The 11,430-nt window shown below is 70.4% G+C and carries 11 protein-coding genes and 1 tRNA gene; 5 read left to right on the top strand and 7 right to left on the bottom strand.

Going from position 1 to position 11,430, the window contains the following annotated elements; genetic code table 11:
• Positions 1-391 precede the first annotated feature (391 nt).
• The 3 genes from ACGFS9_RS03170 to ACGFS9_RS03160 all read left to right on the top strand — a co-directional run bounded on the left by ACGFS9_RS03170 (position 392) and on the right by ACGFS9_RS03160 (position 2,398).
• Positions 392-1,411 (top strand): TetR family transcriptional regulator, encoded by a 1,020-nt coding sequence (locus tag ACGFS9_RS03170; RefSeq protein ID WP_393250224.1) that lies wholly within the window; start codon positions 392-394, stop codon positions 1,409-1,411.
• A 124-nt stretch (positions 1,412-1,535) separates the two neighbouring features.
• Positions 1,536-1,608: transfer RNA gene (locus ACGFS9_RS03165), tRNA-Arg, on the top strand.
• Between the two features lie 547 nt (positions 1,609-2,155).
• Positions 2,156-2,398 (top strand): helix-turn-helix domain-containing protein, encoded by a 243-nt coding sequence (locus ACGFS9_RS03160; RefSeq protein ID WP_393250222.1) that lies wholly within the window; start codon positions 2,156-2,158, stop codon positions 2,396-2,398.
• 4 nt (positions 2,399-2,402) lie between these two features.
• On the opposite strand, the gene ACGFS9_RS03155 is transcribed toward ACGFS9_RS03160, so the two are convergent.
• Positions 2,403-2,708, bottom strand: a complete 306-nt coding sequence (locus ACGFS9_RS03155; protein WP_393250517.1) for a DUF6415 family natural product biosynthesis protein — start codon at positions 2,706-2,708, stop codon at positions 2,403-2,405.
• 243 nt (positions 2,709-2,951) lie between these two features.
• Between ACGFS9_RS03155 and ACGFS9_RS03150 the strand changes: the two genes are divergently transcribed.
• Together ACGFS9_RS03150 and ACGFS9_RS03145 are read left to right on the top strand one after the other, a co-directional pair.
• Positions 2,952-3,704, top strand: coding sequence for a DUF5919 domain-containing protein (locus ACGFS9_RS03150; RefSeq protein ID WP_393250220.1), 753 nt, complete (start codon positions 2,952-2,954; stop codon positions 3,702-3,704).
• The gene (locus tag ACGFS9_RS03145; RefSeq protein WP_393250515.1) at positions 3,691-4,158 is read left to right on the top strand and encodes an NUDIX hydrolase; all 468 of its coding nucleotides are present in this window, start codon (positions 3,691-3,693) and stop codon (positions 4,156-4,158) included. Before ACGFS9_RS03150 ends, ACGFS9_RS03145 begins: the two co-directional genes overlap by 14 nt.
• Positions 4,159-4,212: 54 nt before the next feature.
• Here the strand turns inward: ACGFS9_RS03145 and ACGFS9_RS03140 are convergent, their stop codons facing one another.
• From ACGFS9_RS03140 to ACGFS9_RS03115, 6 genes are all read right to left on the bottom strand, one after another.
• On the bottom strand, positions 4,213-4,467 hold the full coding sequence (locus ACGFS9_RS03140; protein WP_393250218.1) for a hypothetical protein: 255 nt from the start codon (positions 4,465-4,467) through the stop codon (positions 4,213-4,215).
• Positions 4,464-4,754: a hypothetical protein gene (locus ACGFS9_RS03135; protein WP_393250216.1), complete on the bottom strand. Its 291-nt coding sequence runs from the start codon at positions 4,752-4,754 to the stop codon at positions 4,464-4,466. Before ACGFS9_RS03135 ends, ACGFS9_RS03140 begins: the two co-directional genes overlap by 4 nt.
• A gap of 5 nt (positions 4,755-4,759) precedes the next feature.
• Complete coding sequence (locus ACGFS9_RS03130) at positions 4,760-5,704, bottom strand: N-acetylmuramoyl-L-alanine amidase (RefSeq protein WP_393250214.1); 945 nt, start codon at positions 5,702-5,704, stop codon at positions 4,760-4,762.
• A 65-nt stretch (positions 5,705-5,769) separates the two neighbouring features.
• Entirely contained in the window at positions 5,770-6,258 is a 489-nt protein-coding gene (locus tag ACGFS9_RS03125; RefSeq protein ID WP_393250212.1) for a hypothetical protein, read from the bottom strand.
• Between the two features lie 12 nt (positions 6,259-6,270).
• Entirely contained in the window at positions 6,271-9,534 is a 3,264-nt protein-coding gene (locus ACGFS9_RS03120) for a hypothetical protein (RefSeq protein WP_393250210.1), read from the bottom strand.
• Positions 9,535-11,430: a hypothetical protein gene (locus ACGFS9_RS03115; protein WP_393250208.1), complete on the bottom strand. Its 1,896-nt coding sequence runs from the start codon at positions 11,428-11,430 to the stop codon at positions 9,535-9,537.

Below are 11,430 nucleotides of genomic sequence, written 5' to 3'. Positions count from 1 at the left end.
AGTCCCGCGCACGGCGGATCGCGGCCACTCGACACCGGCCCCCACCAGGTGACGGAAACCGCTCCGGCCCCCCATCCGTATCCGTGGCGAGAAGATGATCTGTGGCCCTCGTCTGCTTTGACAGACCCGAAACGCCCTTCTTAGCGTCGCCCACGGACAGGACAAAACCGTCTGAACGACAAGGAGCCCGGGTGATCGCGGCAGGTGGGGCCGAGGTCGTGGCACAACAAGAGCCGCTTCCGGGCTCGTTGAACAGAGAAGGGTCGCGCGGCAGACGTCGCTCGGAGGGAGCGGCGAGGCGGGCGGCGGAGCGGGGCGCGAGGCAGGGCAGGGAGCAGGGCGCGCGCCACGCCGCGGCAGGGATCACCGCGAGTGTGTCGGAGCAGAGGACGTGGTGAGGCAGGAGCGGTCCGAACGCACCCGGCACACCCTCGTCATGGCGGCGTCGGCGGTGTTCGACCAGTACGGCTACGAGCGGGCCACCCTGTCGGCGATCAGCGAGCGCGCGAAGGTCACCAAGGGCGCGCTGTCCTTCCACTTCGCGGCCAAGGCCGACCTCGCGCGGGCGGTTCAGGGGGGAGCGTGCGCGGTGTCGGGGTCGACGCTCGCGAACGTCGCGCGGCGCGACGCCCCGGGGTTCGACGTCGCCGCCTCGATGGCCCACGCCCTCGTGCGGCTCATCGAGACCGACGCCCTCGTACGCGCCGGCGCCCGCCTCACGCAGGAGATACGCACCCCGGACGACCCCGCGCTGCACGTCCACCTGAACTGGCTGAGCGCGCTGCACGGGGCGCTGCGGCGAGCGAAGGAGGACGGTTCCCTGCGCCCCGACGTGGACGTACCGGTGGCGGCGTCGCTCCTGCTGTCCCTGGTGACCGGCACGACGACCCTCCCGTACGAGGTTCCGCGCCCGACGGCACCCTCGTCCCGCATCACGGGCGCGACAACGATGCCGTACCCGGACACGGACGCGACGTCGATGCCGGTGCCGCCTCAGACCACGGGTGGGAACCGGTCGGCGCGTCAGGGCGAGGGGAGGGCGTCGGGCGCGGATCGACCCGCGGACGGGACCGCGCACGCGCGTGGGAGTGCTGAGGGGTGGCACACGCTTCGGGCCGCGGACGCGGACGCGCAGGCACGAGGGGGCACGGGCGGGACCTCGCACGCGTATCGGGACGCGGACGGGACCTCGCACGCACGGCGTAACGCGGACGGGACCTCGCACGCGCATGGGCACGCGGGCGCGGCACCCGTGCCACGCCGTGCGACCGGCGCTCGGGATCTTCCACGCCCCTCCGGCGACGTCCGCCCGCGGCCCGGCTACGGCACCTCCCCCGCCGCCCACGCATCGGCAGCCGAAAGACTGACCAGCGCCCTCCACCTGATCCGCCCGGCCCTCCGCACTCCCTGACCGGCCCCCGCACTCCCCCTGACGACGGCCCGCACACTCCCCGGCCCACCTGCGGAAACGAGAACCCTCCCAGCCCCCAGCCCACATCCGCTAGGCTAGCCACCGGATCACTCACGATCCGCACGCCTTCGTAGCTCAGGGGATAGAGCACCGCTCTCCTAAAGCGGGTGTCGCAGGTTCGAATCCTGCCGGGGGCACAGCGTTGATCAGGGCATAGGCCCCGGTCCTCCCAGGTCAGGGAGGGTCCGGGGCCTTTGTCTTGCCCGGTCTCCCCGTTTACCTACGGTCTGCCTACGCCCTCGGTACAGGGTCACTACGGTGCGCGGTCTCCTAAATATCGCCTAAACGATCTAGCAGAAAGCGCAGGTCACTGCCCCAACGCGCAACCCCCGCACTCCGGGTGAGAGTGCGGGGGTGCGTGTGCCGGGCGCCACGGGAGGGGCCACCTCGTATGACGCCCGGCACGCATGGGGGGTGTGTGGTCTGTGCACTCACCCGCCCCACATGTCTATCAGGGCAGGTCAGAATACGTAATCACCCGTTCGTGTGAACATGTATTCGATTCCTGGACACTACATGGAGCCCTGCGGCATATGCCATAGCTGCAGGGCTGCGGGGCGCCTCCGGGGGGCGGTGGGCCCGTGGGGAGTTCCGTGGGTATGCCCTCGCCGAACCGATCTCACGCCCTCATGATCAGGGAATTTGCCCGGCCGGGCAAAGACAGAACGCCATGATCGTTAAAGCGTGGGACGGGTGCCGCTCGACCCGATGCCCGACTGGGTACCCGCCCGCCGCCGGGAGATCGGCGCACGCATCCGCACCGCGCGACTGCACGCGAACCTGACGCAGGTTCAACTCGGCGAGCGCATCGGCAGGGACCACCGGACGGTGCATCGCTGGGAGTACGCGGAGCGCATCCCGACCCTCGAGGATCTCCTGCTTCTCGCCCACGTTCTCGGGGTCGACTTGGCCGACCTCGTGCGCTGACGCGTCACTTCCCGCCCAGGCCCTCATGGTGGTCGCACAGCGCGTTCAGCACGCGAGCGAGTCGGCGCGCGTGGGCGAGCTGGCTGGAAATCTCGGGGCGCGCCTCGATCGTGGCTTTGCGGCGAGCCTCGCCGAGGCAGGCGAGGGCGCAATACCGGGGGATGTCTTCCTCGGGCATCTCGTCCGCCAGGGCCTGGATCTCCGGGATCATCAGGTCGATGTGCCCGCGCAGCAGCGAGAGAGAGTTGTCCAACCAGGCGGGGTCCGGCGGAGCACTCACGGCGAGGACGTCGCGCGCCGTGGTCCGCATGGTGCGGAGGTCCACGGGGGGCGTGCTTGGCCCTGCCGCGACGGCGGTAGGGGCGGTACGGTGCGCCATGTCGACTCCAACCAGTCGGCCACAACCCCGGGACCGGTCGCACGGTCGCCGGGGTCCTTACGTGACGTCACGTTCTCTCCCCGCGCGGGCCGTTGCTACCGCGTTCCGGGACCGTTAGGTACGTAGCGGCGCTACCGTTTGAAGCGTGCCGAACGTCCCAGGGGGTACTCACCCGTGAACGAAGCACTGCGCCGGGCCATGGTCGCGGCGAACCTGACCGACAGAGAACTGGCCGAGCGCTGCGACGTCGACACCAAGACGGTCGGCCGCTGGATCACCCAGCCTGGTCGGGTCCCCCATGCCAGGCACCGCTGGGCGGTGGCCGAGGCGGTGAGGGAGGACGAGGGCGTGTTGTGGCCAGCAGCAGCGAAGACGGCCATCAAAGTGGGTCCCGACCGCGAGGTCGTCGAGGTCTTCCCGTACCGCTCGGCGGTGCCGGCCGCCCTGTGGCGGACGCTCATCACCCGGGCCGAGCGTGAGCTGACCTTCGCCGGATACACCAACTACTTCCTGTGGCTCGAACAAGCCCGGTTCGGCACGGCACTGCGGCGCAAGGCGTCCGCCGGCTGCCGGGTCCGATTCCTCGTCGGCGACCCGGACAGTGCGATGACCCGGGCGCGTGAGCAGGACGAGGGCGTTCCGCTCACGCTGTCGACCCGGATCCGCGTCACACTCGCCGAGCTGGCGAAGCTCGACGGCGTGGTCGACGCCCGATACTCCGACGGGCACGCCTACCTGTCGGTGTTCCGGTTCGACGACGACATGATCGTCACCCCCCTGCTGCCCCACAGCGTCGGGCACGATGCACCCACGCTGCACCTGCGGCGCCACCAGAACGACGGCATGTTCGACCGCTTCGCCTCACACGTCGAGGAATTGTGGACCCGTGGCCGACCGGTACGAGAGGGCTCCGATGGGCAGGCGTGACTACGAGGACGACCCGGACGCACCGGCCGCGAACAGCTTGGTCCCTGCGGCCTCGGTGGTCGTAGTCGGTAATGATGGGCGCGTGCTGCTCCAGCGCCGTGCGGACAACGGCCGGTGGGCCCTGCCCGGCGGGCGTATGGAGATCGGCGAGACCCTGCCCGGGTGCGCTGTCCGGGAGACGCGCGAAGAGACTGGGCTCGACGTCGAGGTAGTCGGCCTGGTCGGCACATACACGGACCCAGGACACGTCTTTGCCTACGACGACGGTGAGGTCCGCCAAGAGTTCTCGATCTGCTTCCTGGCCCGCCCGACGGGCGGTGAGCTGGCGGTGTCGGACGAGTCGACGGACGTCCGGTGGTTCACCCCGGATGAGACGGACGACCTCCCCATGGTGGCCAGCATCCGTAAGCGCCTGACTGACTGGCGGTCGGGTGCCGCTCCGGTATTCCGCTGAGCCCGGACGCACGAAGGCGGCCCCGCCCTCCCGGAGGAGAGCGGGGCCGCGTGTTCAGCGCATGAGGTACTGGGCGAGGACTCCGGCGCCGGCGCCGAGGACGGCCGCGCCACCGGCCGCCCGCCACACGGTCTGTTCGAGGGTCCGGATGCGGGACTCGTGGTCGGTGACGTCGTCGGTGATCGTCTTCACCGTGCCGTTGAACCCGTCGATCTTCGTCTCTACCCGGGTGAGCGCGTCGTGCAGGGATCTCATCTCCTGGTACATCTGCGAGGAGCTGATGTAGACGCCCGGGTCCTGCGGCGTCACTGGCGGCTCGCACGGATCAGGGCGCCCACGTCGTCGGTGGGCTCGTAGCGGGGCGGGCGGGCGTAGCCGAGGAGCAGGCCGGCGAGGGTGGCCAGCCACGGCACGCTGATCTTCTCGCCGATCCGCTCCAAGATGCGGAAGGCGAGGTAGTAGGCGGCGGCCACGGCGATGGTGACACCGCCGGCGACCGCGGTGGAGTCGGCGTGCAGGCCGAGCCCGGTCAGCACGGTCAGCGCCCACCCGGCCAGCAGGGGCACGACGGTGCGCAGGATGGAAGGCAGCAGCATGGGGGTTACTCCTTGACGTCGAAGCCGTGGCCCGCGCCGAGGCGGCGGAGGCTGGCGATTCCGGGGATGCCGTCGGCGGCCGGACCGCTGTAGCCGAGGCGGCGCTGCCACGCGGCGTAGGCGGTGACGGTCTTGGTGCCGAAGCTGCCGTCGACCCAGCGGGTGGCGAGGAGACCTTCGGACTTGAGGGCCTTCTCGACGAGCAGGACTTCGGCCTTGTGCGTGGTGTGGCCCTGCGCGGCGGCCGGGTCGTGGCGGGCCGCGTAGACCACGTGCGCGAGGGACACCGTCGGGCGCGCGGGGACCGGGGCCGGGGCCGGGGTGGCGGTCGTGGGGTGGCCGAGGCGGCCGGCGATCCGCTCACGCATCCCGGTCATCGACCAGCCGCGCGGGTCGGACTTCCAGTCGGACCACTCCAGGTGGCCGATCACACTGCGGGCCGTCCAGCCATGGTGCCGGCAGATCGCGGCCGACACCCTCTCGATGGCCTCGGTCTGGGCATCGGGCCACGGGTCCTTGCCGTCACCGAGGTTGACGCACTCGAAGCCGTAGAAGTGCGGGTTGCCGTCCACGGCGCCCGCGCTGCCCTGGTGCTCGTGGGTGGCCGGCGGGCGGTCGCCGTAGTCCTCGGCGACGACGGCGGCCAGGACGTGGCTGTCGCCGCCCCCGGCGTGGTTGGCGCGGCCGTAGCCGACGAGGTGGACGACTCCCTGCTTGTCGATGACGCCGTGGCACAGCGGGCCGGGCAGGGCGCTGTCGCCGTCGCGGCAGTACGCGACGGTGTTGCCGGTGCCCTCGCTGACGGTGTGGTGGATCATCACGCCGTTGACCGGTCCCCAGGAGCCCTTGTGGTTGCGGTTGTGGTCTGCCCAGTTGCCGACCTCGACGACGGTCACGCCCTCGGCGCGCAGGGCCGCGGCGAACTGGGCAGCGGTCATGGGTGTGGCCATGAGCCCTCCAGACATGGGAAACGCCCCGGCCAGATGGCTCGGGGCGGACGGTGTGGGGGGGTGGATCAGGCGGCGGCCTCGTACTGGAGGATGCCGCGGATGGCGTCACCGGACGCCCAGGTCTCGGGCGACTGGGCGTCCGCCAGACCGTTGTTCGTGACGGCGGTGCCGTCGGGCCGGCCGGAGGACAGCTCCAGCTCGAAGGCAGCCGTGGACGTCAGCCGGCATCGCGCGACGCCGCGGACGCTGGTCGAGAAGTTCAGCTCCATGAACCCGATGGCCTGAGTGGTCGCGGCGGCGACAACGGGCAAGCCGAAGCGCCAGTTGTCCGAGGTGGTACCGCTGTTGAAGTTGGTACCTGCTCCGAAGAGGATCTCGAAGTTCGCGACGACGAGATCCCCGCACCGCGCGTACCGGCAGTTGACGGTGGCGTCGCCGAGCGAGGGGGTGTGGGCGCCGGTGCTCGTCGTCCACGTGGGGGTCCAGTCGACGAAGGCCGGTGTGATCGCGTTGAGGCGGTCGTCGGTGATCCGCATGCCTGGCTGCCACAGCATCGGGGGGTCTCCTCACAGTGAGGTGTAGGCGGGCTCCGCGAGTGCGACGGGCGTGTCCGCGGTCTGGTCCTTGACGATCCGGTTGACGGAGCGGATCACGGTGAACGTCTGCGGGGATGACGTGCCGCTGATGCCGGTGACGGTCATGACTTCCCCGCCCACCCGGATGCCGAAGGGGAACTCGGCCGGGTGGCTGGTGCTGGTGATCCACGGCTCGCCGGTGGTGATGGCCACGGACAGGCTCGTCGCGGTCGCGGTGGCGTCCGCGGCGAGCTGGCTGCCGCTGCTGTCCACGTAGCACGGGGCCTGCCCGGTGAACGACAGGTCGTCGATGTGAGCGGCGTCCTCGCCCGAGCTGGCCGAGTTGTCCTTGGTGTAGCGGAAGATCACCGCGGCGGCGCCGGTCACATCGACGATGGCCTGCGTCCAGCCGGTGGTGCCCTGCGCACGGAGGACCTGGACGTCGTCGACCAGAACGAGCAGCCGGTCACCCTCGTATCCGGGGCCGGATGCCTCGCTCGATGTCCAGTACCAGAACCGCATCTCGGTCGAGCCGGCCGGGATCGCCACGGTCCAGTCGGAGGTCTGGTTGTTGGTGATCGCCCCGGAGCGCAGCGACCACGCCCCGGTGTTGTAGTGCAGCTGGCTGCGCGCCCAGGGCAGGGTGCCTCCGTCGGTCGCGGTGACCGCGTAGGCGGTGTCCTCGAAGTCCTCCACAGTCGCGACCTCGGCGACCTGGAAGGGCCGGTAGGGGGTGCAGTTGAAGGTGATGTCGAAGACGCCCTCGGCGTGGACCTCCTTGCTGCCGCGGACCAGCAGGTCGAAGCCGTCCGGCCCGTACCGCTTGGGGGTGTTGACGACCTGGATGCGGGAGCCTTCCTTGAGGCTCAGCACGGTGTCGATCAGGTCCCGCATGCGCGGGTTGGCCATCTTCAGGGTGAGGCTGGCCACCCGCATCTCGTCCCAGGTCGCCAGGTGCAGCCGCCATGCAGCTTGCCCGGGCAGCTGCGCGTCCTGGTAGACGATGGTGTCGGCGGTGCTCTCGTTGACGCCGATGCCGTCGGGAGGCGGCTGCGTCGACAGCGAGCCCTCGCTCAGCTCGGCGGTGGCCTCCGACCCGCCGCGGCGCCGGGCGGTGATGCGGTTGGTGAGGCCCTTGTCGTCGTCCTTGGGCTGGAAGGGGTCGAAGACCTGCCCGCTGCTGTAGTCCAGGACGAGGTCCACGGGCGCGTTGTACAGACGCGCGCGGCTGACGTACTTCAGCGCCACCCGGTCGCGCTGCTCGACGAGCAGGCCCATATCGGTCTCTGCCGCGTAGCCGACCAGCGAGACGTAGGAGTCCTCCGAGTAGGGGCCCAGAGCAGTCTCGGCGGGGCCGTAGATGTCCAGGGCGGCGGCCTGGTCACAGGACAGCACCGACAGCCAGTCCCGGGCGGGCATGCCCGGAGCGCCGAGTTCGTAGGCGTAGCGCAGGGTGTCACTGAGCACGCTGGTGTAGGCGCTGACGAACGCGGAGCCCCACACGCTGAGGTGGCCGATTCCCATGCCCTTCACGCCCGATCCGAACGTGGTGCGAATCGAGCGAGGGTGGTCGGCGTCCAGCGCGGCGGCGGCCAGATTGGCCGTCAGCCCGCGCAGGTCCGGATCGAGCAGGGCCAGCGTGAACGTCGTGTTCGCACCGGACTGCTGCGCGTACACCTTGACCTGCTGCCAGCGATCGAGGAGGCCGAGCCGTCCCGCGGCGAGGAGGTTCTCGTGGCTGATGGATGCCGACCCCAGGCTCGTTCCGTCGGCGTCGGTGCCGGTCAGAACGATGGTGTGGGAGCCGCCGGACAGCTGGGCGAGGACGCGCAGGGTGGCGGTCGCGGTGGAGAAGGTGAGGATCTCGTGCTGGGCGCCGTCGGTGGGGAAGCCGTCCGAGGTGAACTTGGCCATGAAGTAGAGCGACCAGTAGCCGGTGTTGTCGCCGGGGATGTCCGTCATCCGCAGCGTTCCGCCGGCCTGGACCAGCGGCAGGGCCGAGCTGCCCACCAGGGTGCTGTCGCGGGCGAAGTCCAGGCCGGTGACGGCGAGCGGCCCCACTGTGGACTGCTCGCCGTACTCGGCGACGTAGGCGTCTCCCTGCGCGCCCTCCTCGAACGTCCAGTAAGCGAGGGGGCCGTAGATGCTGATGTGGCGGCGCAGCGCGGACCGGACGGGCTTCTGAGGGCCGTCGTAGCGGCGCAGGACTCCGGCGACGTCGAGGTCCACATACGCGTCGCGGCCGGACTCGTCCTGGTAGGGCGTGATGCCGGCGGTCTCCCCGGTCATCCGGACGGTGTCGGCCGCCTCGGCCAGGGGCCGGATCTCCAGGTCGGCGAACGAGGCGGTGACGGGAGTGGGGGTGTCGATGGCGCGGACGATGGCGCGGAACCCGAACTCGCCGGAGGCGTAGGTGTCGTCGTATGCCTGGAAGTGCCAGTGGTCGGGCTCGGTGGTGCCCTCGCTCCACACCCGCATCCGCATGTCGCCGCCCTCGCAGCGGACCCGGACCCGCAGCGGTGCGTCGGTGGCGTACACCAGGTTGGGGATCTGCCGGAACGGGGCGAGGATCGCGTAGTCGGTGCCGGTGTAGAAGCGCAGGCCCACGATGGAGACGCGCAGGCCGGCGCTGTCGGGCAGTCCGGTGTTGGTCAGCAGGTTGATGTCGATGGTGTAGAACTCGGTGGCCGCCGCGTTGGCGCGCACCACCGCGGTGAAGGTCAGGCCCGACTCGGCGTTGGGCGACTGCGGCAGGGTGTCGGTGGCGATGGTGAACGTGGCCTCGTAGTCGTCCAGGTCGAGGCCGTCGGTGACGATGTAGCGCGAGGAGCCCACGGCCAGGGTCATGGTGCCCGCGCCGGCGGCCACCGCGTAGTCCGATGCGGGCGGCGATGTCCCAGCCGGGTCGTAGATGACCCAGTCGGTGCCGGAGGTGGAGGTTCCCCAGCCGTTGGACGTCGTCCGGTCGAAGGCGTCGGTCATGACCGGGTCGGGGGTTTCGGGCACGTCGCCGACACGGAACCGGAAGGACGTGTTGCGGCCGATCTTCCCGTACAGACGGCTCTCGGGGTTGCGCGGGCTGTACAGGGCGTCGGGGTCGTTGACTCGCACGGACATGCTGCCCGGGCGGGCCTTGACCGCTTCGGAGCTGATGCCGCGGGAGATGGTGACGCGGGTCGACTCGCGCAGCGGGACGGGCACCCATGTGCCGTCGATGAGCATTTCCCCGATCCGCTTCAGCGGCCACCGGGCCATCTATGCCTCCCCTGCGAGTTGGGTGACGGAGCCGCCGCCCTTGGTGCGGGTGATCTCCTGGAGGAAGGTGACGAAGGCGTCGTCGGCGCCCTCGAAGGCGAGGGTCACGCGGGTCTCGACCGGCTGGACGCTGCCCGTCATGCGCGAGGTGGTGTTCAGCATCTGGTCCAGTCGTGACAGTGGCAGGACCACCTCGTCCTCCCGGCCCTCGCCGATCATCGCCAGGGTCGGGCCGGTGGTGATGCCGCCGTCGGCGAGGTAGGGGATGTCGGGGGTGTTGAGGGTGACCGAGGGGATGCTCACGCCCATGATCGAGCCGCCGCCGATGGTGAAGTGCAGGCGGTTCCACCAGCCGATCACGGAGTTGATCGCGCCGCGGAAGGCCCGGGGGATGCCGTCGAACATGCCGCCCACCGCCCGGCCCACCCGGCCGGGCAGCCCGGCCAGCCACAGCACCAGTTCCAGGGCCTTGCGCACGGCCCACTCCTTGGCGTCGCCGAACCATCCGGCGACCCTGCCGGGGATGGCCGCGAGCCAGCCCACGGCGGCCAGAACGCCCTTGACGGCGGATTCCACCCCGCCGCGCACCGCAGCCCAGACGGCCATCACCACGGCGCGGAAGGTCTCGTTCTTCCGCCACAGCAGCACGATGATCGCGATGACGGCGAGGATCGCGGCGATGATCCACGTGCCGGGCCAGGCCAGCCACGCGGCGTTCATCGCCCACTGGGCGGCGGCGGCGATGGCCAGGCCGACGGCCAGGGCGAGCACGATCGGGATGGCGATCTGCATCAGCCCGGAGTGCTCCTTGAACAGGTCCGACACCAGGGTCAGGACGGGCAGCAGCATCTGCCCGAGGGTGATCGACAGCCCGTTCATGACCTGGTCCCACTGCTGGGCGGGGCTGTTCTGCATGTTCTCGGTGATCTTCTGCGCGGCCCCGGCGGCATCGTCCATGCCCGCACCCGCGGCGCCGCCCGCCTGGGCGACGGCCTGCAGTGTGTTGCCGAGGTCCTCGCCCGGCCCGCCGAACAGGGCGCCCTGCAGGGCGGTGCGCTTGGTCTGGTCCTCGACCTTGAGCAGCGCCTCGTTGACCTCGTCGAACGCCTTGGTGCCCTTGCCGGTGTTGATCAGCTTCTGGATGTGGGCGACGTCCAGGCCGAGATCCTTCAGCGGGCCCTCGACGGCACTGGTGTTCGCCATCTGCAGGGTGAACTCCTTGACGGCGTCGGCCAGCTTGTCGATCTCGAACAGCGGGTTCTTCGCGGCCTCGGTGAGCAGGCCGAACATCTGCGGCCCGGTGAACCCGAGCTGGTCGAAGAAGTCCGCGTACTCGGTGGTTAGGACGGGCAGTTCCTCGCGCATCGCCTTGGGCAGCTTCTGCGCGGACGCGGCCAGCAGGTCCATCGCCTCGCTGCCGTCCTTGGCCAGGCCCGACTTGATCAGCGCGCCCGCCGCGTTCGTCGACTCGGCGACGTCGAACTCGAACGTCTTCGCCAGCGCCAGGGCGTCCTTGGTGAGCTGCTCCATCTCGCCGTCGGAGATGGAGCCGAACTTGTGCATCGAGGACGCGACCCCGTCCAGGGCCTCGCCGACCTCGTCGAGGGAGCCGCCGAATCCGGCGGAGAACACGTCACCGGCGACGGTGCCGGCGCGGGCGGCCTCGTCGTCGGTGAGGTTGAGCTGGTTCTGCAGCTGGTTGGTGACCTCGGAGATGTCCATGGCGGACTCCAGGCCCATCACGAACGCTGCGCCCAGGCCCGCGGCGGCCAGACCGCCGGCCTTGCTCAGCCCGCCCAGCCGGTCGGTGATGCCCGCCGAGCCGCGGTCGACCTCGTCCTCGGCCTCGGACATGTCGACGCCCAGGCGCACCAGCAGCTCGTCCAGGACCGCCAT

Origin of the sequence: Streptomyces sp. NPDC048566 (assembly GCF_043199735.1) — a bacterium.
Taxonomy (GTDB): domain Bacteria; phylum Actinomycetota; class Actinomycetes; order Streptomycetales; family Streptomycetaceae; genus Streptomyces.
Note: the sequence above shows the minus strand (reverse complement) of the source record. Positions and strands in the feature narration are given on the sequence as shown.

Bases quoted from the DNA above. Each gene is read 5' to 3' on its own strand.
- ACGFS9_RS03155 (WP_393250517.1), bottom strand. From the start codon at position 2,708: ATGCGGACCACGGCGCGCGACGTCCTCGCCGTGAGTGCTCCGCCGGAC.
- ACGFS9_RS03145 (WP_393250515.1), top strand. From the start codon at position 3,691: ATGGGCAGGCGTGACTACGAGGACGACCCGGACGCACCGGCCGCGAAC.
- ACGFS9_RS03135 (WP_393250216.1), bottom strand. From the start codon at position 4,754: ATGCTGCTGCCTTCCATCCTGCGCACCGTCGTGCCCCTGCTGGCCGGG.
- ACGFS9_RS03130 (WP_393250214.1), bottom strand. From the start codon at position 5,704: ATGGCCACACCCATGACCGCTGCCCAGTTCGCCGCGGCCCTGCGCGCC.
- ACGFS9_RS03125 (WP_393250212.1), bottom strand. From the start codon at position 6,258: ATGCTGTGGCAGCCAGGCATGCGGATCACCGACGACCGCCTCAACGCG.
- ACGFS9_RS03120 (WP_393250210.1), bottom strand. From the start codon at position 9,534: ATGGCCCGGTGGCCGCTGAAGCGGATCGGGGAAATGCTCATCGACGGC.
- ACGFS9_RS03115 (WP_393250208.1), bottom strand. From the start codon at position 11,430: ATGGCGGTCCTGGACGAGCTGCTGGTGCGCCTGGGCGTCGACATGTCC.